Genomic DNA, 24,979 nt, shown 5'->3' on the forward strand with positions numbered 1-24,979 from the left:
GTTCCTTGCAGATTTATTGGCTTGCCATCACCCTCAGACAGCAACCCTAAGTATCACCCTTTCTCCTGCAATTTTTTTATTTTTATTTTTAAACTAGCAAAATGCTAATACTCCGGTCTTTCTGCCCTAAAAGTCTACCAAAAAACCGCTTACGAGACACTTTCCCAGCTATTAAGACGGCTGTTCCCATATTGACTTTTCAACATATAGTAATTAAAATAAACAACGCACACTAAATATAGTATAGATACGATTTTTCAGTATTTAAAGCTTATCCATTCAGTTTTCATACTATTTTCAATAGTTTTTAATATTTACAGGGGGACAGACACCATGCTAGTCGCGTATGATTCAAAAACAGGAAATGTCAGACGCTTCATCAGCAAACTTAAGTTGCCGGCTGTGCAGATTGAGGAGCATATGACGATTGACGAGCCCTATGTGCTTATTACATATACCACCGGCTTTGGACAGATTCCAGAAAAGGTGTCTACTTTCTTGAAGAACAATAATGCCAATCTGAAAGGCATCGCCGCCAGCGGCAATAAGAACTGGGGCGAGCTGTTCGCGCACAGCGCGGACTTGATTGCAGATCGGTATAACGTGCCCGTTATCGGTAAATTTGAGTTATCGGGTACATTTGGCGATGTAGAACGGATTAAACAGGAGGTGAGCCGGGTTGCGGCATATTGAATTAAACAACATGTTGATGAAGAGAGACGAAAGTGGCTTCTTTCAGTTAGACAAAGATCTTGAGGCAGTAGCCGAATTTATGCGGGATGTAGAGCGCCGGAGTCTGGCTTTTGCGAATACAAAAGCCAAGGTTGATTATATGATTGAACAGGATTTCTACGAGAATTTTTACGAACAGTACAGCACGGCGGAGATTGAAGAAGTCTACCAGATTACCCACGCCTACAACTTCAGTTTTCCATCTTATATGGCAGCTTCGAAGTTCTACACGGATTACGCTGTAAAAACCAATGACCGCAAACAATATCTGGAGCATTACCCGGACCGTGTGGCGGCAGTCGCCCTTCACCTGGGACGCGGCAACGCCGATACTGCCGGGGTACTTGCCCGTTCGATGATGGAACAGCGCCTACAACCTGCGACCCCAACCTTCTTAAATGCCGGTAAGAGCCGGCGTGGTGAGCTCGTCTCCTGCTTCCTAATCGAAATGGACGACTCGCTCAATTCCATCAACTATGTGCTGAATACCTGCATGCAGTTGTCGAAGATCGGTGGCGGTGTGGCCGTCAACCTATCCAAGCTACGCTCCCGTGGTGAAACTATCAAGGGTGTTGAGGATGCTGCGAAGGGAATTATACCTGTACTCAAGCTGATGGAAGACGGCTTCTCCTATGCAGATCAGATGGGTCAGCGTAAAGGATCAGGAGCAGCCTATTACAACATTTTTGGCTGGGACGTTCTGGAATTCCTCGACAGCAAGAAGATCAACGCCGACGAAAAAACAAGACTCAAAACCCTGTCCATCGGCCTGATTATTCCGAACCGCTTTTATAAGCTGGCGAAGGACAATGAAGCGCTGCATGTATTTGCTCCTTACAGTGTGTACAAAGCCTACGGAACGCATCTCGACGATATGGATCTGGATGACATGTATGATAAGCTGCTGGCCGATCCACGTGTCAAAAAGAAGAAAGCTATGAGCGCACGGGATATGCTGACCAAAATTGCCATGATCCAGCTGGAATCTGGCTATCCATATATCATGAACAAGAGCAATGCCAATGCGGCCCATGCCCTGAAAAACGTCGGACAGATCAAAATGTCCAACCTTTGTACTGAAATCTTCCAGCTGCAGGAGACCTCAGAGATTGCCGACTACGGACAGGAGAGTACAATCCGCCGCGATGTAAGCTGCAATCTGGCTTCCTTGAACATTGTTAACGTGATGGAACATGGCAAAATCCGTGAATCCGTACATGAGGGCATGATCGCCCTGACCGCTGTTAGCGATATGACCAGTATTTCCAATGCCCCAGGCGTAGCCAAAGCAAACAAGGAAATGCACTCTGTCGGTCTTGGCGTCATGAATCTGCACGGCTATCTGGCTAAGAACAACATTGCTTATGAAAGCGAGCAGGCCCGCGATTTTGCCCGGACCTTCTTTATGACCATGAATTTCCACTCGCTGGAGAAAAGCATGGAAATCGCTGCCGCGACGGGCCGATCTTTCCATGGATTTGAGGCTTCTGATTATGCTACGGGAGCTTATTTTGAGCGTTACCTGACTACCGATTACCGTCCGGTTACCCCAAGGGTACAAGAGTTATTCGGAGATATTTATATCCCATCCCCAGCTGACTGGGAACAATTGCGGGATGCGGTAAAAGCAAATGGCCTATACCATGCTTACCGTTTGGCGATTGCGCCAACGGCCAGCATTTCCTATATCCAAAACGCCACTTCAAGCGTTATGCCGATTGTTGAGCAGATTGAGACTCGGACTTATGCTAATTCGACTACTTATTATCCGATGCCGTACCTGCGGCCGGACAATGTATTTTTCTATAAATCGGCTTACCAGATGGACCAGTTCAAGGTAATCGATCTGATCGCGGAAATTCAGCCCCATATCGACCAAGGTATCTCGACCGTTCTGCATGTTAACAGTGATGTTTCCACCAGAGAACTGGCCCGCTCCTACCTGTATGCGGCGCATAAAGGCTTGAAGTCGCTGTATTACACCCGGACCAAAAAGCTGTCTGTCGAGGAATGCCTCACCTGCTCGATCTAAAAGGAAGGCTATAGCCGCAGAAAAGGAGATTGCAATATTATGACCGCTATCCAAGCCGTTAACTGGAACCGTCCCGACGACGATTTCTCATTGATGTTCTGGAATCAGAACATTATGCAATTCTGGACGGACGATGAAATTCCATTATCCGATGATAAAATGTCCTGGCTCACGCTCAGTGAGCAAGAAAAGGACTCCTATATGAAGGTGCTGGGCGGTCTGACACTGCTGGATACGATTCAAGGCGGAGTCGGAATGCCGCAGATTATGGAGCATGTCGAAGGCCTTCAACGTAAAGCCGTACTGGGCTTCATGGGCATGATGGAACAAATTCACGCCAAATCGTACAGCAGTATTTTCACCACTTTGTCCTCTACAGAGGAGATCGACAGTGTATTCCGCTGGGTAGAAGAGAACCCCTTCCTCCAGTTCAAAGCGGAGACCATATCACAATATTACAAAAACATAGACTCACCTAAAGACCTGTACCTTGCCATGGCAGCCTCCGTCCTGCTCGAGAGCTACTTGTTCTACAGTGGTTTCTTCTATCCCCTATATCTGGCTGGGCAGGGCAAAATGACTTGCAGCGGTGAGATCATCGACCTTATTCTACGGGATGAGAGCATCCATGGGGTATATGTCGGCGTGCTGGCACAAGAGATCTTTGACGGGCTCCCAGAAGACGAGCAACGCGAACTTCACCATACGCTGGTAGAATTGCTTCGACTGCTGCATGAGAATGAAGAGCGTTATACCGAGCAGATCTATGCCCCTATCGGATTGGTGGACGAGGTTAAGACTTTCCTAAGATACAATGCCAATAAAGCGATGATGAATCTGGGCCATGATCCGCTATTTGACGAGGAAGAGATCAACCCGATTGTTCAGAACGGGATCAGCACCCACACCAAGCAGCATGACTTCTTCTCGAAGAAAGGCAACGGATATGTCCGGGCGCTTAATGTGGAGCCACTGAAGGATGAAGATTTTCAATTTTAAATATAGATAAAACAAAAAGTGCGGAGAAAGCTCTCCGCACTTTTTGTTTTATCTATTTATTAGATTATTGCAATTTTTTCAGTACTGTTCTAGCTTCTTCATAGGTATCGTAAGCATCAGCAAAATCTCTGCCAAAAATACGTTTCAATTGCATTTTCCAAATTGGGTTTTTAGTTACATAAGCCCATCCTGCTTGACCAGCTGCTTTCGCCATCTCACCTGTTGGAGCCAACATTGCTGCAACTTCAGGAGAAAGTACACTTGCAGATTCAGTTACATCAGTTGTACCCGTAAATTTAGGACTAACAAGCTTCATGATATTCTCAAAATCTTTCAAGTATCCTGGAACATCCTCAGCAGAAAAATCGATAGATACTACATCGATGTGGTTTTCACTTTTGTTGTATTTAATTGTGTATGACATAATTGTATTCCTCCAAGTTTTAATAGTTATTTTTTAATAATAGAAAGAAATGTATGTAACTCCAACAGACAAAAAAATTTCTGCCCAGGCTTTTCAGTAACTTCTACTTTTGGCAACTGGGTTTGGAACAAACTGCCTTGTTTAAATGATGCCATATCGTTACAATCAATAGTAAATGACATCTATTTCCTGTATCGTTTTATTGCAACATCCTTTCTAATATATTTTAACTCATACCTATTACCTATATTATTATCGACAAATTTCTTTTTTTATTTATATTAAAATACAAATTTCTACAAATTCCAACATATCCATGGTTATATTTGCCTTAATTTCATTCACACTTGTGTAATTCCGTTATCATTTAGAAACAACTAAAAAAGGCTCTGCGTGCGCCTTCCAACTCCAGTCCATTCATCCTACAGGATTTCCGAACAGGAATACGCCGCAAAGCCTTCGATACTAGATGCTTATATAAGTAAATTAATCCGTCTAATTACTTAGTTGCGGAGTAACCCCCGTCAATCACATGTGCTGTACCTGTAATAAATGAAGCCTCATCACTTAGAAGGAAACATGCAAAAGCAGCTACTTCCTCAGGCGTACCATATCTGCCCAAAGCCGTTCCAGAAGCGATAAGAGATTGAAGCATCTCTACATCATCAGACAACAGCTTTTCGTATCTGTTCATGGTTGGTGTAGGGATAGGACCAGGGCAAATAGCATTTACTCTGATATTACGGTGACCCACTTCTTTAGCAACCGATTTAGTCATGCCCACAATGGCGTGTTTACTTGCTGAATAAGCTGCATCATTTGCCATCCCAATAAAAATACCATGCAAGGAGGAACAGTTTAGAACGGAAGCACCGGATTTCATATGTGGTAATGCATAATGCAACATGTAGAATTGGCCATTAAGATTTGTCTGAATCACCTTTTGAAACAATATCGGATCATATTCTGTAACATCCGCATTATCTCCTGTAATTGCTGAGTTATTATAAAGGCAATCAATCTTTCCATAAGCTGCTAAGGTTTGATCTACGATATTTTTGCAGTCTGCTTCAACTGAAACGTCTGACCGCACAAACAGTGCTTCTCCACCTAAAGCTTTGATTTCTTCGACTGTGTTAGCGCCAGCATCTGATCGATTGGCAACTACTACAGTACCACCCTCTCTTGCTACTCTCAATGCTGTAGCTTTTCCGATTCCGGTACCAGCACCCGTAATAATAACTACTTTGTTTTCAAATCTGTTGCTACTCATTATGCGCACCACTTTCTTATGTCTTTTTCAGGAAGAGGATTTGAACCTCATAGACCCTAATGTCACCTGATACAATGTGGATTGGAACATTTTTGCAGAAAAATCGACAAAATTATCCTCTATATGACAACTTTATTGTATTTAATTGTATATAGCAATCAATATTTTAATCTACTTTTCCAACAATTGAGAATTTGGTTTTGATCGTCATAAAAAATACACCCCTTAGAATTTCATCAGATAAACTAGAAGTTTTATCCAATGTTAATCTAAGAGGTGTAATAAACCTCTACCTAACTCCACGAACTGGGACGTCGATTCGAACTTGACCTCCACCCGTCAGGGGAGAATTGCTAATATGCAGACTGCCCTGATGCTGCCTGACAATGGTGTCGGCAATATAAAGTCCCAATCCATAGTGACTTTTGGAGGTACGGCTACTGTCCCCTCGATAAAACTGCTTAACTGCAGATTGGAGTCCTTCACTCGTAAATCCTGATCCACTGTCTGCTACCGTTATACTCCACCAATCTTGTTTTGCCTCAACCTGCAAATAAATCACACTCTCATACGGGGAATACTCTACCGCATTAGCGAGTACATTCATCACAGCCCGATGAAGTAGTTCATTGTCTATCAACACCTCAGGGGGCAGATTATTGTCCTGGTGGAATTCTATCCGAAGATGCTTAGGGACAACCAACGCATCTAACTGCGTACGAATTTGCTGGATAAAAGCTTCCGTTCTAACCCATTTAGAGCGGGGAGAAATTTGTTTCCTCGTATTAGAAATCTCAATAAGTGTTGCCATGTATTGTTCGATTTGATCCGCATTTTTGGAAATATACCCTATATATTCTTGCTGATTCTCCGCTAAATCTGAGTCTATCAGCAAATCTGCATTTCCTTGAATAATCGTAAGAGGAGTCTTAATGTCGTGGGCAAGCGCAGAAATCTGCTCTTTTTTCATTTGTTCCAAATTCCATTGCTGTTCTAGCGACTTTTTCAATTCCTCTCTCAGCTGTTCCAGGGATGATAGCACCTCATCAATTTCACTGACCCCAGAATACACGACAGTAAAATCCAAATTCTTAGCTTCAATGTGATGTGCAGCTTCTTGCAAGGAAGCCATTTTTTGACTCAGTCTTCGAGCGAAAAATCCAGAAATCAGAATAACTTCCAGTAACATCAGAACTACAAAAAACAGCAATAACGTTAATTGCGGATTAGGCAGCGTGTTATGCAGAAAATTCGAGGTGAACTGCGGTACGATTGCATATTGCAGTACGATAACCTCATGCTCCCGCTCAATCACATCGGTGCAGTTTGTACCCATGAGATTACAACTGCTTTGATTCTTCTGCAATATATCTAGAGCGCGTTCTTTAGGAATATTTCCTGAAATATAGTTCTTTTGCTGATCCAATACCGCATGTTCCGCTCCCCAAGGGATCATTTCTTGCGTAATTTCTGGCGCACGCTGCAAAACATCCCAAGACTTTGCAATGGATTGCTCAGTATGGTTTGCTGGAACAATCATTCCATACTGCATTAAGAGAGTAAATACCCCTAAACACAGAAATGCCAATAATAGAGTACACGCACCTAATGATAATAAATATTGAATGAAGACTGTACGGAGCCGTATTCGTTTCACACCCATTTGTAACCTATCCCCCAAACGGTTTCAATCGGTGAAACCTCCCTCGCACTCAGCTTACTGCGGATATTTTTTACATGTTCTGTAATAGTTGAGCTATCGCTTTCTCTGTCATAGCCATAAACCGATTCATAAATTTGTTCTTTGGAAAAAACCTGACCTTTATTTCTAGCAAGAAATTCACATATCTGATATTCACTTTTAGTGAGATTTATTTTCTCTTTATCAATATAAATCTCCTTTGCCGAGAGATTGAATTTCACTCCAGATGCGCTTAACATATGATTTTTCCCTCGATCCTCACGCCGCAAATGAGCGTTAACCCGAGCCTTCAACTCGCCTGCGCGAAAAGGCTTCACGATATAGTCATCTGCCCCTACACTAAGTCCAAACATAATATCTGTCTCCATTGATTTAGCTGTAAGAAACAGAATCGGACAGTCTACGATATCCCTGATTTGAGTACAGAGCTCAAAACCATCGATATCTGGCATCATCACGTCCAACAGGATTAAATCAAATGTCGAGTACTCGTTCAAAGGCATATGTCGTGCACTTGTTTTTACCGTAACCCTATGGTGATCTTTGCTAAGAATATTATTTACTAGCGCCAAAATATCAGGTTCATCATCTATTATTAAAATACTAGCCAGTGACCTCACTCCTATTTATTCATATGATTTCCTACCCTGAAAGTAATGAAACCATGTCAAGCCTAACATTGTCATTATCATTGTACTAATAAGTATAGCAGGTACGGAATGAAGAAGTTGCAGCTTCAATACTTCCGTTTCAATGAACCCGTTGGGTTGTGCATAAAACAAGGGAAGTTGAATCATCCGCATCGACCAGGCCCACGGTATGTATAACCACACTTTATCTCCTACAATGGTTCCACCTACGATGGCTGCAATTAGCGTACCTGCACTACCCACCGTTAGAGAAAGTCCCAAACCTCCAGCATAACTTAAGATGAGATGAAAGATCATTAAGATTAGAGCAGTGCCTACTACCCAACAAGCTCCTTGCCAGAATATTAGATATTGTATCTGCTCTATATGCAAAATTTGTTTCATGCCCAGTATTAGAATTGATGTTGAACCGAATACGATCCATATCATCGCCAAGATTATGAACCCGAGTTTTCTTATATAACACTTCGGACGTGAAAGAGCACTTAATAGATTATAGAATCCCCCTGCCCCCTCCTCTAAACCACTCATTAAAGCAGAGAATAATCCTATCCCAACAGGCAACCCAAAGGCTATTAATGAAAAATAACCATCATAGATGTGAAACTGATCCGCACGCTGTGAAAAATACCAAAGTACCATCATCGGATATAGAACAGGAACAAGGAATATCAACCAACGAATTGCAGTGTGCTTAGTCATCAACCATTCAGCTTGTAATAGCCGGAGTATCACCATCTCTATCGCACCTCTCTTCTACTAAACCAGCAGCTAGTTAAGGTGAGGGTTACCAAAAAGAATACAAGCGACACCACAATTCCAGGTAAAATAACCGAAGAGTCTCTTAGAGCATCCTGTGCTGAAAGAGCCACACCATTTGGACGTACACCAACAATGGGACACATTAACCTTAAAGCCCAACTCCACGGAACATAAATCCATGAAGGTTGATCCGCTGCTAGTACACTCACAATCATCCCAAACAGACCTGCAAGAATAGATACTACAGACCCAAATTGTTCAGCTAAGAATAGATAGATTGGAATCATCCCCAAAGAGGTCAACCAAACAACCATAGCGGCTGTTGTAATTTCAGATAAGGGTGCTGCACCCAAAGGAAACAAAAGACCAGATAGGTACATTACTGCAATAAGGAGCAGCGAAGACAACAGCAAATAATATGACACCACAATAATTTTACTGAGCCAAAGTTTAGCGATGCTAATTCCGTGACTGCTTAAGCTGCGGTATCCTCCAGCCTTACGATCCTTGTTATTCGATAGTGTAGACAACAAAGCAGATCCTATGGTCATGAATAACAGCGGCCACCAATTAAAGACCATTTCCATAAAATAGTGGTCTTCAGTTTGCAGGTTCTGTTGTGTGAAAAATGAAAATAGAAGAAAAAACAGTGGCACCACGACAATCAATTTTCGCGAAAATGTTCGTTTGAATTTAATATTTTCGGATAAAAGATAGTGGATCATCTGGTTACCTCCTGTCTGTTCCGACTCACGACTTCCATGAACAATTTCTCCAAATCATCACCAGGAAATATTGCATTCTGATACCCTAGAACACCATTACTAATGATTCCAATATGATCGGCAATTTGCTCCACCTCATGAAGAATATGACTCGATAAAATAACTGTAATCCCTTGTGCAGGAAATGAGCGTATAAGCTTACGTAATTCCTGAATTCCAATCGGGTCAAGCCCATTTGTCGGTTCATCCAGAATCAAGAGTCTAGGTTGATTTAACAAGGCGATCGCAATCCCGAGACGTTGCTTCATGCCCATAGAGAATTGTCCCGCTCTTTTTTTGCCTGTTGTTGTTAAATCAACAATTTCAAGAACTTCCCGAATCCGAGAATCCGGTAAGTTTAATATTGTCGTGTGTACCCTCAAATTTTGGACAGCAGTCAGATTCCCATAAAGTGGCGGGGACTCAATCAGCGCTCCAATGTGTAGTAAATCCTTACGTGTCCATGGATGACCGTCAAATAAAATTTGTCCTGACGTCGCTCGAAGTATTCCTGTTATCATTTTTAGAGTCGTCGATTTACCTGCGCCGTTTGGGCCTAACAGTCCATAAATCGAATTAGTTTTTACGGTTATGCTGATATCGTTAACCGCATGCTGCCCCCTGAAATTCTTGCATAAATTATTAGTTTGTAAAATATACTCTCCCATCCTTTATCATCCTCTCATTTGCTATACGTTGATCATATATAGCAAATCTAAGGACTTTATAAGGTTTTACTGAGCTCAAATTATACGGGATTATAACGAGCATAAAAAAGCTCGGTTCAAATTTAACGTTGAACCGAGCCTGGAATATTTATCATCTAATACATGAACTTCAAATATTGCAAAAAAATCATGCTCTGCGAATTGTAAATTCAAAATCCATATCTAAGGATGGATTGATTTGATATTCATCAAGAACTGGAGCTCCCCAGCTGTCATCCCCGCCTACGCCCATTTGACGTCCAGCAATGGTAACAACGGTATAGTGAACGTTCGGCAGCTCATAATGATGTGTCGCATTCTCCAGCTCCATTGCCGAGTAAGGCGAGATATTGGCTTCAACAGGGGCTGCAGCTGATGCAGATATTATAATGCCTTGGCCATAATCATTCATTATGGATACTTCGCGCACACCTGTGCGGTTACCCGATTCCTGCGGCACCAAATAGGACGACACATTATCCATCGCATGATTCTGGAAGCGACACAATCTCGCCCCACACGCACGGTCGATATAATTTTCTTCCGGCCCATTTGCATACCAATTCAGCTGATGATAATCCGCTGGCACCTTAAAGCTTAAAGCGAAGAGCGGAAGCTTTGGTAAACCCGCTGCTCCATGGTAGCTTGATTTCACCTTTATGCTTCCATCGGAGAACACTGTGTAAGTTACACTTACCCGTACTCCCTCTGATACACTAAGCTTATACACGTAAGTCACCGTCGCACGGTCCTTCTCCTCCACGAGCTCGAAGCTTAACGTTCTACGGGTCAAGCTTGCTGCATACCAAGGGGAAGAGTCAAAATGCATTCCCGCCCCCTTGTCATTGTCTGTCATTGCTCTCCAGAAGAGCGGTGCCGGCGGTGAAGAGATCATTTCCTGCCCTGAATATTTAACAGAAATTAATGTACCCGCCTGCTTTGAGAACATTACGGAGAAGTCACGGCCATGTACGCCAATATTCACATCTCCTTCAACCACGCGAAAATCATTCACGACAGATGTTATCTTAGCATCTGTTAAAGACTCCTCGGACGTATTTGCCACTTGAAAAACATGCTGGCCAAAAGCGATTTCATAACCGCTATTCGCCCATAAAGAATCTTCCTTCAGGACAAGTGAAACATCCAAGCTATACTCGCCAGGCTGATTCTTAATATCGGGTAGATCAACTTCTACATATTTTTCCTCGCCCGGATTAACCTGAGCGAAGACAGTTCCACGCTGGATGACCCTACCCTCATAGTTCAGAGCGTATTGTAATTCATAAGCATCCAAGCCCACAAATAAGTTTTCATTTCTGATTGTAAAACCCTGACTGTCCGGGAGCAGCTTGAAGTTCTGATACAGAAATTTCACTTCCTGCATTTTTGGCGACCATCTCCGATCCGCATACACAATTCCGTTACCAGAGAAGTTGTAATCGGTTGAACGGTCATCGAAGTCTCCTCCATAAGCCATGAAGGGCTTACCGTATCGATCATTTTTCACAATCACCTGATCCATATAATCCCAGATAAATCCACCCTGATACATTGGATACTTCTGCTCTAGCTCTGTGTATTTATGCAACCCCCCGACGGAATTGCCCATCGCATGCATGTATTCACAACTAATATATGGCTTTAACGGATCTTCTGTTAAATACCTTTCGATATCTGCTGCTTTCGCATACATCCGGCTCTCCATATCGCTCGAATCATCATATTCACGGTTATGGAACACCCCTTCATAATGAACCAACCGAGTAGGATCCTTCTCTCGAAAATAATTGGCTACGTTCAGAATTACTTCTCCTGCAAAAGATTCGTTCCCACAGGACCAAATTAGAATGGAGGGATGATTTTTGTCTCTCTCCACCATGGAAATCGCACGATCCATCACGATATCCTGCCATTCAGGCTTATTGCCGGGGATGTTCCAAGACGGCTCAACTGCCCCCATTTTCTGCCATGATCCATGCGACTCTAAATTCATCTCGTCAATGACATAGACTCCGTATTCATCACACAACTCATACCACAGTGTCATATTCGGATAGTGCGAGGTCCGCACAGCGTTGATGTTCGCCTGCTTTAAGGTTTTTATGTCCCACAGCATATCTTCTTTTGTAATACTGCGTCCAAAGCGCGGATTAAACTCATGCCGGTTAACGCCTTTAAATACAATACGCTTGCCGTTCAAGTGCATAATCTTATCTATCATTTCGAATTTCCGAAAACCAATTTTTTGCGGCACAACTTCTACAAGATCCCCGGATGCGTTGTAAACTGATACGTAAAGGGTATACAGATTAGGAGCTTCTGCGCTCCACAGCTGCACCTTTGTTGCCGCAAGCGTAAGCGAAAGGGAATCTCCTGAAACTTCACTTTCAGTACTAGCCACAAGATTTCCTGCTCTATCCTTAAGCTCAAGGAGCACTTTTGAGGCAGGTTTACCCAGCAACTGCAATTCAGCCGTCAGCGTTCCTTGCTCAAACTTTTCATCCAAATCGGTTTGAACGTGGAGATCCCGCACATGAACATCCGGCACGGTGTATAGATACACCTCACGAAAGATTCCCGAAAAACGCCAGAAGTCCTGATCCTCCAACCAACTCCCCGTGCTGCGCTGATAGACTTCAACCGCCAGCTTATTTTCGCCTTCCGTCAAGTACGATGTTAAATCAAATTCACTCGGTGTAAAGCTATCTTCGCTATAGCCAACAAACTCCCCGTTTAGCCATATATAAAAAGCCGATTCAACTCCTTGAAAAGATATATACACCGGACGTTGCTCCCAGCCCGCAGGAACTTCAAAATATTTGACATAGCTGCCTACAGGATTGTGGTCCTCAGAGATCATCGGAGGTCTAAGATGCTCATGACCGTCCCATGGATACATCGTATTCACGTACTGAGGCTGCCCATAACCCTGAAGTTGGATATGACCGGGAACTTTAATATCCTTCCAGCCTCTGCAAGACACGTCCTCCTTATAAAAATGAACCTGTCGTTCCATGGCATTTTGGGCATAACTAAATTTCCAGCTGCCGTTCAGGCTATGGCGCCAGGGCATTTCTCCAAGCGCTTCGGCTTCATTTTTCGTTTGGTAATATCGATGGTCAGAATGCGCGTGCACTCTGCCTATTGCATAAATGGACGGGTCTGATAACCATTCCAGACTTGGAGTGAGGTTTCGTTCAACCTGCTGCTTCATCTATACTTCCTCCTCTATTCTTCACATGAACGCTAACTTATTTAACCGAACCCGTCATCCCAGCCACAAATTGCTTTTGCATCATGAAAAACACTAATGCTGTCGGCAAGGTCGTAATGACAATCGCTGACATGATCAGACCATAGTCAGGGGCATAACCTGAGCCTAGATTCGAGATAAGAAGGGGCACAGTCATATTTTCTGGTGATTGCAATACGATCAAAGGCCACAGATAATTGTTCCAGCTGTTTAAAAATGTGATTATCGCAGCGGCGGCGTAAGTTGATTTCATCGTTGGCATATAAATGCGGAAGAACAGACCAAATTCCGAAAGCCCATCGATGCGCCCAGCCTCCATCATATCCTTAGGAAACATTTTTGTACTTTGACGAAAGAAAAAAATTAGGAATGCTGTTGTAAATGTCGGAAGAATGACTGCCGATGCTGTATCGATACCGAGAAACGGCACTACACTAGATACTTTGGCGAACATTTGAAATAGAGGTACCATAATCGCCGCAAATGGAATCATCATTGAAGCCAGCAAAATATTGAATACGATATCTTTACTCCGGCTGCGGTACATTTCAAAACCATATCCAGCCGCCGATGCCACTAGCAGTGAAAGCACAGTAGTCACCACAGAGATTTTTGCAGAGTTCCAGAGAGCCTGCCACATATCCACTGAACTAAATAGATTGTTTATATTTTCCACTAAATGTGCACCTGGCAACAATGTCCCTTTGGTTACATCAACCGACTGGTTCGTGGCGCTTATAACCATCCAGATAAATGGAAAGATAGAGATCAGCGCAGAGATGATTAGAAATACGTAAGTAAACATGCGTTTGGTTTTCATTATCTCTTATCCCCTCCTAGTTTGTTCTGAATAAGCGTCAGAATGAGCACCATTACAACAATCGAATAGGAGACGGTTGCAGCGTATCCAAAGTTAGGTGTGTATTCAAAGGAAAGGTTATAAATATATTGGGAAATCGACATGGTTGCATTGCCGGGTCCACCTTTCGTGATGTTAACCACCTCGTCAAACAACTGAAGTGTTCCAATGGTCGATGTTATCGTCGTGAACAAGATAATCGGCTTCAATAGGGGAATTGTAATTTTGAAAAATTGTGTAAATGCACTCGCTCCATCTATATGAGCAGCCTCATATATTGATTTGTCGACATTTTGCAGTGAGGACAAATAGAAAATCATATTATAGCCAGTAAAGCGCCAAGTGATAGCGATAATGATAGTAACTTTGGCCCAGAAGGGATCGGTAATCCATTGAATCGGTTCGCTGATTAGATGCAGATTCACCAGAAATTTATTGACGATACCTTCGGCTCCAAACATGTACTTGAAAACAACGGAGTACGCTACAAGTGAAGTTACCGTTGGCAGAAATATCGCCGTTCTGAAAAATCCTTTAAATTTCAGTCTTTCGTCATTTAGCAGCACAGCGATAAAGAGCGCCAGCACCAGCATAACTGGGACCTGAATAATCAAGTAAATAAAAGTGTTTTTGACGGCTGTAAGGAAAGTGGTGTCGCTAAACAGACGAATATAGTTATCAAGGCCGGTAAACTGAAGATTGTTGCCTCTGCCTGTCTTGAAGGATAGAATTAAGGCTTGAATCATTGGATAAAAATAGAAAATACTGATCATAATGACCGGCACAAGAACGAATAACCAGCCTGTCAGATGGATTTGCCGTTGACCTTTAGTGCTCTTATGTCTTTGAGGGCTTAGCCCTGGCTTTACAGTTTCCACTCCACTCCACACCCTTCTGTCTGATAAATTAGAGATGAAAGCCCCTGCTACCCATCCTTCTGTAGAAATCCAATTTACAGGAGAAGAAGAAGCAAGGGCCTAGATTGTACAGCCTAAGTGTGATTAGCGAACTTGGGTATCTGCTTGCTTCTGGGCATCCTTCAGAACAGTATCTACATCTTTTCCACCAAGATAAGATTGCACTGCTACAACCATAATGTCCTCTATTGCGTAAGTGTTCATGCCATAGTTGACGTTAGGAATTTGTTCGGTCCAAGCCGCAAAATCGGATACGACCTTTTGACCTTTGAAAAATTCATCCGCAGCTGAATAAGCTTCTCCGCTTGCCGCAGCTTTTAAAGTGCCGATAACACCAACTTTTGTATTTAACGTCTGATACAATTCCGCATCAGAAGCAAATGTTTTTGCAAGGAACTCCGCAGCAGCTTCTTTACCATCTACATTCATTACATACCAGGAGCTGCCCCCAAGGTTGGATGCATGGACGGAGCCTGCTGTGGCTGCCAGCTTAGGAAGTGGAGCTACTGCCCACTTACCGGATTGGGAAGCTTCGGCTTTAATTGAAGGTGTAATCCAGTTACCCGTTGGCACAGTAGCCACTTCACCACTATTGAATGCGCCTACAAATTGACTCCAGTCTGAGTTAACTTTCACGATGCCGGAATCCATCATTTCTTTGTACAATACAAGCGCCTCTTTCAAAGCAGCGTTGTCTGCAATGGTCGGAGTTTGACCGTCTTCACCCGTATACCATGCACCCGCCGATTGAATCATGACCCGGATAAGTCCAAGATCATTGGGATCCAGTGTGATCATGCTTTTGCCGGTTTTTTCTTTTACAGCTTTACCGATCTCGATATATTGCTTCCAGTCGATATCCTGTAGTGCATCCAGGCTATAGCCTGCTTGCTCAAGATAGTCTGTACGTACATACATTCCAGTTACACCAGAATCAAACGGAACACCATATTGCTTGCCGTCAACACTGGTCGGGCCAATTTTGTAATCCGCAAAATCAGCAGCTTTTACAACATCCGTCAATTCATAAAAGGAATCCGGATACGCTTGCAAAAAGCTTTGCGCACGGTAATCCTCAATCAATACAATGTTAGGAAGACCCTTCGTAGATCCAGAGTTCAGTCCTGTGTTCAGCTTTTGCACGATATCAGCCTGCGCGTTCTCAACGACGTTTACCGTTACGTCTGGATTGACTTTCGCATAAGCTTCTTTAGCAACATTCATGGCTGCAATGTTAAACGCTGGGTCCCAAGCCCAAACTGTGATCTCTTGTGGCTTGCTGCTACCTTCGCTTCCGGAGTTGCTCGTTTCGTTTTTCGTTCCACCTGAGGAACATGCCGAAAGTAGAACCACACTAGCCAGCATTACGGATAATAATTTTTTCACTTCGTAACCCCCTTGATAATCTGTAAAATAATAAAGATGGAAGCGTTTTCTCTGCTACGCTTCCATCTTATCATTTTGTATTCGCTTTCTTTGGCAGTATCTTTGTTAGCTTTGGTGTTATTATTGGATTCTATTTTTACTCTAAGATCGACTCTGGTACTATTTTTAGGTTCTTGTAAAAATTTTAGCTTTTTAACAATGGAAGCGTAATTATGATCTTCGTACCTTCATTTCGTTTGCTTGTAATGTTAATACCATAGCGCTCTCCGTACAACAATTTGATTCTGTCATCAACATTCCGTATACCGATCCCGGAGAATAATTGTCGTTTGTGCTTCGAGGCTGGCAGCTGTTCTTCTTTCATCAAATTCGGATCAAGGTCCATCCCATCACCATTATCTACAACTTCGCATACAAGCTGATCTTCCTGAACGGCGATCATGATCAGAATTCTTCCCTCATCTTTAAGATTGAATGCATGAAAGAACGCGTTTTCGATAAAAGGCTGCAGAATTAGCTTTGGCATATGATAATCCAAGCTTTCAGGCTCCACAAAATAATTCACGCGAATCTTTTCACCGTACCTTACATGATTGATATACACATAATGCTTCAGCGATTCTAATTCCTGACTAACAGGTATAGTGGATTGAATATCACTGACAGTATTTTGCAGGAGTGAGATTAGCGAATTTATCGTGCCAGCTGCTTTTTCCTTGTTGCCCTGTTGCACCAGAAATTTGATAGAAGCCAGTGTATTGTATAAAAAATGGGGATTGATCTGCATTTGAAGGGCGGCCAGCTCCGCATTACGCTGCTGCTTCTGGGTCTCCATCAACCGATCAACATAATCATGTAGGGAATCAAGCATAAAATTAAAGGCATTTCCTAGCTCCTTAACTTCATAACTACTAGTGGCGACATCCACATGATTATCAAATCCCCCCTTAGGAATACTCGACATCTGTTCAACGAGTACACGCAGGGACTTCGTCATTTTCCTGGTAATTAAAAATACAATAATAAGCGAAATGGCTACGATAGCCATGATCGTCAACGACACTGCTTTAGCATTTACCATCTGACCCGTTACAGCTTTCTTATCGATCAGATTCACCAAATAAACATCAAATTCAGGCAAGTATTCCGAGAATACTACCCGTTCATTCCCCATCACATAGACAGATTCTCCATTGTCTCCTGTGCTCTGTTCATCAACTACTTCTTGAAGCAGCTGTTGATCGGTCAGCCCAATCAGCTCTGTCCTGTTGCTGGATACAATTTGCCCTTTTGCATTCAGCAAAACAACATCATTACCTTCACTCGTAAAATTGGCATAGAAGGCCTTAAAATCGCTATCACGAATTGCAATGTACATAGTGCCATAGATACGGCCGGTCGAATGATCAAATAGAGCTTTAGAAGCCACTAACAGGATCTCTTTCTTTTTGGTTTGACCATCCTCTTTTTGATAAAGTTGGTACAGAATTTGCTGTGGATGGGCCACTGTCGCTTTCGTAATCGGGTGGTTCTTCAGTTCATCAGCAGTAGCAGACCAATACCAAGGATCGGTTGAATAACTTCTGCCATTCGCACCTACAATCATAATCCCCACATCAAAGGCACTCAGGTTGGAGCGGACTGCACGCATGCTTTCTGTCATCTGGTAGGTTTTGATAGCAAGCGTCAATGAATCCGTCTCTCCCCCGGACAAATAGCTGCGGATGGCACCATTCTGAGCTGTCATTGTAGCACCCGTAGCTACAACGTTGTTGTAGGACTCCAAGTTTGTCTTCATCTGATTCAGTAGTTTGCCATTCGTTATGCTGAAGGTCTTTAAGAATAAATTTTCTGACATACGGATGGTAATAGACAAAGTCAGAAGGGATACGGCAACAATGCTTATGAGGGTCACAAGAAAAAGCTTGAGAAATAAGCCCTGTTTCCTAATCTTGTTGATGATTGTTCCAATCATGGTCGCTCTACGTCCCGTCTTCGGTACTGGCTCGGAGAAATGCCCGCCTGCTTCTTAAACACTTTAGTGAAATAACTCTGATCCGAATAGCCCACACTAGCGCTAATATCAGAAATTGTTTTTTCCGTTGTCACGAGTAACTCCATGGCTTTCTCCAAACGGACTTTGTTCAGATATTCATTAAATCCTTCACCATTCTGGGCTGTGAAATGGCTCGATAAATAAGAAGCGTTGAAATGAAACTGCCGCGCAACCCCAGTCAACGTGATGGGATCAGCGTAATGATCCTGAATGTATTCAAGCAAGCGGGTCATATTTGGATTGATCGTTAGGTTCGTCTCACCAATCGCACGTTCAGCTTCGCGAATAAAAGCTTCAGCAACAGCGATTGCATCTCCGGCATACATCGCTTCATCTATTTTTCGAAAGAAGTCGTATTTGGATTCCTCCAAGCCTCCGGTCTCATACTTCATTTTTCCAAGTGTGGTCGCTACGTTAAATATAAAATTCCCCAATAACGATTTGAATTCGAAAATATCGGTCCGATAATCCATCGAACGGAGATGAACATATTCCAGAAATCCAGTGAATGCCTTCTGGTATTGCTTACGTTTCAGTTGTTCCATTAATTCGCCCATATCATATTCCTGATATGCACTCGGAAGGCTGGGCAAATGATCATTTTCAATTAAGCTTCGATCCGGCAAGTAGAAACTGTATCGTGTAAGCTTTAAATAATTGTCTCGATAAATCTCCCCCAGCTTATTAAAATCCGTAAAGCTTTGACTGATAACGAAATGTGTTTCTCTCGCCCAATGGTCCATCTCCGAGACTAGATATCGGAGCTCTATAACAAGCTCGTCCCACTGTTCCGGCTTTGCATTAAGCAAATATATAACCGAATCATTGACAAACTTCAGCCGAATAAACACTGTATCGCCCAAAGGGAGCTTACTAAGCCCTTTTTCTATTTTTTGTGTGAAAGTTAACCTATCCCCAGAATCTTTAATATGTTTCATATCCGCTCCGAAAAACGCGAATAGTGTGTGTGGAAACTTTGCATGAAGCAAAGCAGACTCAAGCCCAGACTCATATCCGGTCATAAGCTTCTCGATAACTAGCAAAACTTGCTTTTCCCCAGGATCCTTTCCTTGATCGGTCATCTCCATCCCTACCAATTTAGCAGTGGTTTTATTTAGGATGGTTAACAGATAATCAGCTTCCAACTTTGGCTTCAGAATGTAGTCCGCTACACCACTTTGAAATGTGGATCGGACATAATCATATTCACTGAAACTACTTAAGACGATTACTTCAATATGAGGGTATTTCTCCTTAACGATCTTGACCAGTTTCTCCCCGCCCATTATTGGCATAACAATATCTGTAATGATCACATGAGGATTAACCTCATCCATCATATTTAGTGCTTCAAGACCGTTAGCAGCCTCACCAACAATTCGATACCCTTCATTTTCCCAATCCAAAAGATGTTTGATTCCTTGTCTTACAAGCATCTCATCATCAACAATCATAATTTTGAATATTGGTTTCATTTCTTCCCCCTTGCAGCCCTGAGAATGATTATGCCTTTTTCCTTGAATTGAAAATCTCTTTGTAACCGTTTTCTTTTTATTCGTTAGTATACAATACATCCAACAAGGAGCAAGCTCCTATACAAGTAAAGCCGTAAGCTTACTTAAAAATTGTTCATTCCAAATAATATGCCCCACCGACAAATATGGTCAACCTCTCATTTTCATTCTATGAAATATTCTTAAGTTAAGGACAAGAACTTCTACATGATAAAACAAAAAAAGCCGCGATAATTGCAGCTTCATTGTTAATGAAACAATAAGCCAAATAAATTATTTATTGGCTTATAGATAAAGATAATAAGAAACAGCGGACTGGGGATGTTCAATTTTAACAACGAGCAGAAGGTCGCGCCAAGACCCAAAATCCAAAAAATAAAATATACGCTAAGATCACGCACTCGGCGCTTTCGCATTAATTTAGGCAAATCAAGTGCCATACAACCTACAGCAATCACCAAGAATAACAGTACTAGCATTTGACTTCACTCCTTGATTTTTTCAAGAAAAGAATTATCTGTGAGACCCACGCGGTTAATAACTGCTGAGGCTTTGTAATGGATGCGCAATGATTTAAGGTAATCGTCACCCTTTTGTTGCTGCAGCTTTGCCCAAGCTTTAGGGCTGGCATGGTAGATCGATTGTCCGAATCCCATAATATCAACATTGAAACGATCATTTACATGCTCCACAGTTTTTTGCATCCGCTCTATAATCCGCTCCTCTGTTTCCTTTTCCAAACGTTTTATAGTGCTTTCCGATTCCAAATTTTCTACACTTTGCACTTCTTCAATATTGCAAAGCGTCTTAACACTAAGGTAAATATGCGGCTCCCCATTAATTATTTTCACTTTGCGTTTAGTTGTAGCCTGGATCGCTTCGATTACTATGGGCTTTCCGTCTTCCCCTGCGATCGAGCCAGAATGTGCGGTTACCTTATCGTTGATATAATTGTAACCAATCGTTTCTCCCTCGTTTAGCCAACCGATCAACTTGTCTTTTTTGAACACAGCTACAGTATGGTATTCCAATCTTGCCTTAGGCATTGTTCGCTCTACATTGCTTTTGTCTTCTCCATCTTTGGGATCTCCTATAATTTTCACTCCGGTTAGCACAGGATTCTCACCTTCAGACAATAAATTCTCAATAAAATCATCCAGCGTGACAGCGACTGTTTTTGCTGAATCTTTATAAGAATTATCCAAAGAGCTAAATAATTTGTTCGCTGGTAATTTATCCATAGGTGTAAGGACATTCAAGACATTGCTGGCGGTTGTATCTCTGGCAACCATAACGTAGAAATCCATCCGGGGTTCCCGACTTCTTTTAAATACATCGAGTATCTCACCCACTCCGGTGCGGGCAAGCTCCTCCCCAATCACCAACACCCGGATATGACCGAGATAACTTGACCTAGAGCTATCCAGATTCAGCTTACGCAGCGCATCATAAAACGTAGGTACAGTAAATTTATATACAACCACTGGGACTCCACTTCCTCCCCCTCCTCCATTCGTTTGGGAGGAAATCGCAGATGGAATAACGACCTGCATCGAAACGGTGTAACCTTTTTCTGCCTTGTCAATCCCTATCCCCAAGACAAAAGCTATCTCATTCAGCTCATTTCTTTCCCAACAGCCGCTTAGCACTAACGTAAATTGGAGAGCTATCATTAATCGAAGAACGCCTCTAACTAATTTTTTATTCATTTGGTTGGTTCCTTATCACTGGATGTGCTTTGACGAAACAGGTTCTGCGTCTTATTCTCAGCAGGCCTTGTCTTTAAAAACGGCCACGGAAAGCGAAAAATAGAGTCTTTTAAATCTTTGGAATTATACGGTCCGAGCGGACTCATATAAGGCATTCCGAAAGAACGCAGACTCGACAAATGCAATACGATGATGAAAATACCGAAGAGAATTCCATATAATCCGATAAATCCGGCCAAAGCTATAAGCACAAAACGAATCATCCGCGCAGCTATAGACATTCCTGTCTCCGGAATAACAAAACTAGAAATGGCTGTTAGCGATACAATAATGACCATTGCGGATGAAATAAAACCCGCTGCTACCGCGGCTTGTCCAATCACCAACGTTCCGACAATGGAAATCGCCTGACCAATATTTTTGGGTATCCGCACCCCGGCTTCCCGCAAAATCTCATAAGTCATTTCCATGATCAGCGCCTCAACAAAAGCAGGAAAAGGAACACTCTCCCGCTGGGCAGCTAAACTGATTACAAGATTGGTCGGTATCATCTCCTGGTGATAGGTAGTAATCGCAACATACAATGAAGGGGCAAGCAAAGTAATAAAAAATGAAATAAAACGAACTAATCTCAGCAATGTTCCAATATCAGCCCTTTGGTAATAATCCTCAGCTGACTGGAAAAATGCCACAAAAAATGTGGGCACCAGCAGTACAAAAGGAGTTCCATCAACAAGAATGGCCACTTTTCCTTCCAAAATACCCGCTGCAATCGTATCCGGACGATCACTGTTGTATACGGTAGGAAAAGGTGTAACTGCCGTCTCTTGAATAAACTCCTCAATATATCCACTCTCGAGAATACTGTCCGTATCTATTTTATTCAGACGGCGCTTTACCTCTTGCACCAGTTCCTTATTCGCGATGTTACTTAGATACATAATGGATACGCTGGTTTGAGTCACCCTTCCGATCTGAACGGTTTCCAGCCATAAATGGCTATCTTTGATTTTTCGCCGAACCAGTGCCGTATTCGTCCGTAAATTCTCAGTGAATCCTTCCATTGGACCCCGAACAACCGACTGTGAGCTAGGCTCCCCTACATTACGATCTTCCCAGCCTGGTAAGCCGATCCGCAGAGCGCTGGATAACCCGTCAAGCAGCAGCATTATATTACCGGACAATAAATGATGAATAAATTGGCTGTAATCGTCAATGACGGCTATATCGCCGGCTATTAATATCTGTTTCTTAATGATCTCAAACTTCTGCTCGGGAGAAAGCCCCCTCAGCTGTTCGTAAGGAATGTGTTCCTGCAAGGAATACAAAATTGAATTATGCAGCACCTGAGTATCCACAAGACCATCTATGTAAATCAAAGAAATATGAGTGTTCTCTTCTATCTGCAACTCTTTTATCACTACATCAGAGCTTTCACCCATCAATTGGTACAAATTAGCAATATTAACTTCCAACCGGCTTGATAATGTACCAATCTCCGTATCTTTCATGATGCAGCCTCCACTTCTCCATAGATAGATGAGTATAGTTTGATGTTTATTATGATAATTATTCCTTCGGATTAAAAAATCGGGATGGCATAATTCTGGTAACTACAACCATACTAAAACTAGTCCAATAAATTTGAGGGGGTATATGAGTTTGGAGAAAGATCGAATTAGTACCAATCAAATGATTATACTCGGGCTATTCACATTTATTGGGGATATGGCGCTTGTGTATCCGGCGTTAATGATATCAGGAGCGAAACAAGATGCATGGATTGCTGCTTTGATTAGTATTCCCTTGGGTCTAGTGACCATAAAACTGTTACTCTGCTTAGCAGACCTTGAACCCAACAAGAATATTATCGAGCTTAGCCTACAAATTTTAGGAAAATGGGTCGGAACTGCTGTGGCCTTATTCTATTTAGGGTTCTTCCTGATTGCTGCCTCCACCTACATAAGAGAAATTGAAGATTTCATGTGTACACAGATTTACGAGAAAACACCCGGTGGGGTTATTCGTTTCATGGCCATTTTCCTGCTGGTATATGGGGTACGACTTGGCTTAGAAACATTGGGCCGGGCAGCTCAGCTTTTTTTCCCTTTATTTGCAGTTTTTTTGATCGGTCTGCTGCTCCTGCTGACCCCCGATGTCAAAATGGAACGTTTATACCCCATCTTAAACACACCAGTACCGGACATGCTTCATACTTTGATGTATGGTGTTTTTTATCCTTTTGGCGAATTGTGCGTGTTTCTAATGATATATCCTTATGCTCAGAAAAATAGCAAAACAAGCCGGGATATTTTCATAGCCTTGATCATCGGAGCTCTGGGCCTTAACCTCATCTTATTGTTTTCCCTTACCGTTCTAGGTGTTTACGCTTCTGAACATCAATTTTATGCCGCTTATATTCTTGCTCAAAAAATTAATATTGCTAATTCTCTGCAACGTATTGAAGCGCTTATGGCTACAGCATGGATTATCAGCACGTACTTCAAAACAGCAGTTTATTACTATGCTTTAACCTTAGGTACAGCCCAATTATTTAAACTCAAAAGCCACCGTCCTCTGATCATACCTACTGGATTTTTGTTATTCGGTATGTCACAACTGATTGCCAAAGACATCATTTTCTATGTAAAGGAGATCCCCGCCTACTGGGTAGATTGGGATTTCACCTGTGCATTTGTTCTGCCGCTTATGTTGCTAATTGTGTATCAATTTAAGAAACGCCGTGCTTCTAAGGTTTAAACGACACTAGATTATAGACAAGTGAAATTAAGATTGTAGATACAATCCCGCTTAAAGATCTAATTAAGCTCCGCTAAAATAATTGGGGAATTTCTCCCTGAAATTCTGGGATTTTCGTTCATTAGACTAATAATCAGGGAAAACCTCCCTAAATTTCAGCTGATTCGTTAGCAATTAAAGAAATTCCCCTTATTATTAGGGAGGAATTCCCTAAATTCGTTCATTTAGAGCGAATATTGGTTATTTTCAGGGAGTTTTTCCCTAATTAGTTTTAGGCCGGCTTCGCACACTCATAAACGCAGACAACACAAACGGCCCCCGCATACTGCTTATCGCACCGTCCAATAGATATCGTCCCCAACAGGTATCACACAAAATGAATATTCCGCCGCCCAACCTAATGGCATAGAATACTTTGTGTGCGTAGCCCATAGTCTATTGGCTACAGCAAGAATCCGCTTATAGCCTTTTTACTAA

Annotated in this window: 20 protein-coding genes; 4 read left to right on the top strand and 16 right to left on the bottom strand. The window is 42.4% G+C overall.

The window, feature by feature from the left end; genetic code table 11:
- The first annotated feature begins 333 nt into the window (after positions 1-333).
- From nrdI to nrdF, 3 genes are read left to right on the top strand one after another with little or no spacing between them, the layout of a single operon-like run.
- Positions 334-693 carry a class Ib ribonucleoside-diphosphate reductase assembly flavoprotein NrdI gene (gene nrdI / locus MKY63_RS03635; protein ID WP_036675861.1) on the top strand — a complete coding sequence of 120 codons (360 nt, stop codon included), beginning with the start codon at positions 334-336 and terminating at the stop codon, positions 691-693.
- Positions 680-2,764, top strand: coding sequence for a class 1b ribonucleoside-diphosphate reductase subunit alpha (nrdE, locus tag MKY63_RS03640; RefSeq protein ID WP_076099523.1), 2,085 nt, complete (start codon positions 680-682; stop codon positions 2,762-2,764). Before nrdI ends, nrdE begins: the two co-directional genes overlap by 14 nt.
- Positions 2,765-2,803: 39 nt before the next feature.
- Complete coding sequence (gene nrdF, locus MKY63_RS03645) at positions 2,804-3,763, top strand: class 1b ribonucleoside-diphosphate reductase subunit beta (protein WP_076099522.1); 960 nt, start codon at positions 2,804-2,806, stop codon at positions 3,761-3,763.
- 64 nt (positions 3,764-3,827) lie between these two features.
- On the opposite strand, the gene MKY63_RS03650 is transcribed toward nrdF, so the two are convergent.
- The 16 genes from MKY63_RS03650 to MKY63_RS03725 form a co-directional block, all read right to left on the bottom strand.
- Positions 3,828-4,187, bottom strand: a complete 360-nt coding sequence (locus MKY63_RS03650) for a hypothetical protein (protein WP_036675871.1) — start codon at positions 4,185-4,187, stop codon at positions 3,828-3,830.
- A gap of 499 nt (positions 4,188-4,686) precedes the next feature.
- The gene (locus MKY63_RS03655) at positions 4,687-5,460 is read right to left on the bottom strand and encodes an SDR family NAD(P)-dependent oxidoreductase (RefSeq protein ID WP_036675873.1); all 774 of its coding nucleotides are present in this window, start codon (positions 5,458-5,460) and stop codon (positions 4,687-4,689) included.
- A 289-nt stretch (positions 5,461-5,749) separates the two neighbouring features.
- The gene (locus tag MKY63_RS03660) at positions 5,750-7,012 is read right to left on the bottom strand and encodes a HAMP domain-containing sensor histidine kinase (RefSeq protein ID WP_051490884.1); all 1,263 of its coding nucleotides are present in this window, start codon (positions 7,010-7,012) and stop codon (positions 5,750-5,752) included.
- Between the two features lie 101 nt (positions 7,013-7,113).
- On the bottom strand, positions 7,114-7,773 hold the full coding sequence (locus MKY63_RS03665; protein WP_339813430.1) for a response regulator transcription factor: 660 nt from the start codon (positions 7,771-7,773) through the stop codon (positions 7,114-7,116).
- 15 nt (positions 7,774-7,788) lie between these two features.
- Positions 7,789-8,550, bottom strand: coding sequence for a lantibiotic immunity ABC transporter MutG family permease subunit (locus tag MKY63_RS03670; RefSeq protein WP_076273974.1), 762 nt, complete (start codon positions 8,548-8,550; stop codon positions 7,789-7,791).
- A 2-nt stretch (positions 8,551-8,552) separates the two neighbouring features.
- On the bottom strand, positions 8,553-9,299 hold the full coding sequence (locus MKY63_RS03675) for a lantibiotic immunity ABC transporter MutE/EpiE family permease subunit (RefSeq protein ID WP_038569275.1): 747 nt from the start codon (positions 9,297-9,299) through the stop codon (positions 8,553-8,555).
- Positions 9,296-10,006, bottom strand: coding sequence for a lantibiotic protection ABC transporter ATP-binding protein (locus MKY63_RS03680; RefSeq protein ID WP_326047419.1), 711 nt, complete (start codon positions 10,004-10,006; stop codon positions 9,296-9,298). The genes MKY63_RS03675 and MKY63_RS03680 overlap by 4 nt, the downstream gene beginning before the upstream one ends.
- 187 nt (positions 10,007-10,193) lie before the next feature.
- Positions 10,194-13,262, bottom strand: coding sequence for a glycoside hydrolase family 2 TIM barrel-domain containing protein (locus MKY63_RS03685; protein WP_339811563.1), 3,069 nt, complete (start codon positions 13,260-13,262; stop codon positions 10,194-10,196).
- Positions 13,263-13,299: 37 nt separating this feature from the next.
- Positions 13,300-14,121: a carbohydrate ABC transporter permease gene (locus tag MKY63_RS03690; RefSeq protein WP_339811566.1), complete on the bottom strand. Its 822-nt coding sequence runs from the start codon at positions 14,119-14,121 to the stop codon at positions 13,300-13,302.
- Positions 14,121-14,933 (bottom strand): sugar ABC transporter permease, encoded by an 813-nt coding sequence (locus tag MKY63_RS03695; protein WP_235219373.1) that lies wholly within the window; start codon positions 14,931-14,933, stop codon positions 14,121-14,123. Before MKY63_RS03695 ends, MKY63_RS03690 begins: the two co-directional genes overlap by 1 nt.
- Positions 14,934-15,161: 228 nt before the next feature.
- Entirely contained in the window at positions 15,162-16,463 is a 1,302-nt protein-coding gene (locus MKY63_RS03700; protein WP_036675885.1) for an extracellular solute-binding protein, read from the bottom strand.
- A 184-nt stretch (positions 16,464-16,647) separates the two neighbouring features.
- Positions 16,648-18,438, bottom strand: a complete 1,791-nt coding sequence (locus tag MKY63_RS03705; RefSeq protein ID WP_076273977.1) for a sensor histidine kinase — start codon at positions 18,436-18,438, stop codon at positions 16,648-16,650.
- On the bottom strand, positions 18,435-19,994 hold the full coding sequence (locus MKY63_RS03710; RefSeq protein ID WP_036675962.1) for a response regulator: 1,560 nt from the start codon (positions 19,992-19,994) through the stop codon (positions 18,435-18,437). The genes MKY63_RS03705 and MKY63_RS03710 overlap by 4 nt, the downstream gene beginning before the upstream one ends.
- Before the next feature lie 287 nt (positions 19,995-20,281).
- Positions 20,282-20,512 (bottom strand): hypothetical protein, encoded by a 231-nt coding sequence (locus MKY63_RS03715; RefSeq protein ID WP_036675888.1) that lies wholly within the window; start codon positions 20,510-20,512, stop codon positions 20,282-20,284.
- 6 nt (positions 20,513-20,518) lie between these two features.
- The gene (locus MKY63_RS03720; RefSeq protein ID WP_038569271.1) at positions 20,519-21,742 is read right to left on the bottom strand and encodes a Ger(x)C family spore germination protein; all 1,224 of its coding nucleotides are present in this window, start codon (positions 21,740-21,742) and stop codon (positions 20,519-20,521) included.
- The gene (locus MKY63_RS03725) at positions 21,739-23,253 is read right to left on the bottom strand and encodes a spore germination protein (protein WP_038569269.1); all 1,515 of its coding nucleotides are present in this window, start codon (positions 23,251-23,253) and stop codon (positions 21,739-21,741) included. Before MKY63_RS03725 ends, MKY63_RS03720 begins: the two co-directional genes overlap by 4 nt.
- A gap of 145 nt (positions 23,254-23,398) precedes the next feature.
- Here MKY63_RS03725 and MKY63_RS03730 point away from each other — a divergent pair, with 145 nt between their 5' ends.
- Positions 23,399-24,502 carry an endospore germination permease gene (locus MKY63_RS03730; RefSeq protein WP_038569268.1) on the top strand — a complete coding sequence of 368 codons (1,104 nt, stop codon included), beginning with the start codon at positions 23,399-23,401 and terminating at the stop codon, positions 24,500-24,502.
- Positions 24,503-24,979: the final 477 nt, after the last annotated feature.

Origin of the sequence: Paenibacillus sp. FSL R7-0189, assembly GCF_037969925.1 — a bacterium.
In the GTDB taxonomy this organism is placed as follows: domain Bacteria; phylum Bacillota; class Bacilli; order Paenibacillales; family Paenibacillaceae; genus Paenibacillus_AQ; species Paenibacillus_AQ odorifer.

Bases quoted from the DNA above. Each gene is read 5' to 3' on its own strand.
- nrdI (WP_036675861.1), top strand. From the start codon at position 334: ATGCTAGTCGCGTATGATTCAAAAACAGGAAATGTCAGACGCTTCATC.
- nrdF (WP_076099522.1), top strand. From the start codon at position 2,804: ATGACCGCTATCCAAGCCGTTAACTGGAACCGTCCCGACGACGATTTC.
- MKY63_RS03650 (WP_036675871.1), bottom strand. From the start codon at position 4,187: ATGTCATACACAATTAAATACAACAAAAGTGAAAACCACATCGATGTA.
- MKY63_RS03655 (WP_036675873.1), bottom strand. From the start codon at position 5,460: ATGAGTAGCAACAGATTTGAAAACAAAGTAGTTATTATTACGGGTGCT.
- MKY63_RS03660 (WP_051490884.1), bottom strand. From the start codon at position 7,012: ATGCAGTATGGAATGATTGTTCCAGCAAACCATACTGAGCAATCCATT.
- MKY63_RS03670 (WP_076273974.1), bottom strand. From the start codon at position 8,550: ATGGTGATACTCCGGCTATTACAAGCTGAATGGTTGATGACTAAGCAC.
- MKY63_RS03675 (WP_038569275.1), bottom strand. From the start codon at position 9,299: ATGATCCACTATCTTTTATCCGAAAATATTAAATTCAAACGAACATTT.
- MKY63_RS03680 (WP_326047419.1), bottom strand. From the start codon at position 10,006: ATGGGAGAGTATATTTTACAAACTAATAATTTATGCAAGAATTTCAGG.
- MKY63_RS03685 (WP_339811563.1), bottom strand. From the start codon at position 13,262: ATGAAGCAGCAGGTTGAACGAAACCTCACTCCAAGTCTGGAATGGTTA.
- MKY63_RS03690 (WP_339811566.1), bottom strand. From the start codon at position 14,121: ATGAAAACCAAACGCATGTTTACTTACGTATTTCTAATCATCTCTGCG.
- MKY63_RS03695 (WP_235219373.1), bottom strand. From the start codon at position 14,933: ATGATCAGTATTTTCTATTTTTATCCAATGATTCAAGCCTTAATTCTA.
- MKY63_RS03705 (WP_076273977.1), bottom strand. From the start codon at position 18,438: ATGATTGGAACAATCATCAACAAGATTAGGAAACAGGGCTTATTTCTC.
- MKY63_RS03710 (WP_036675962.1), bottom strand. From the start codon at position 19,994: ATGAAACCAATATTCAAAATTATGATTGTTGATGATGAGATGCTTGTA.
- MKY63_RS03715 (WP_036675888.1), bottom strand. From the start codon at position 20,512: ATGCTAGTACTGTTATTCTTGGTGATTGCTGTAGGTTGTATGGCACTT.
- MKY63_RS03720 (WP_038569271.1), bottom strand. From the start codon at position 21,742: ATGAATAAAAAATTAGTTAGAGGCGTTCTTCGATTAATGATAGCTCTC.
- MKY63_RS03725 (WP_038569269.1), bottom strand. From the start codon at position 23,253: ATGAAAGATACGGAGATTGGTACATTATCAAGCCGGTTGGAAGTTAAT.
- MKY63_RS03730 (WP_038569268.1), top strand. From the start codon at position 23,399: ATGAGTTTGGAGAAAGATCGAATTAGTACCAATCAAATGATTATACTC.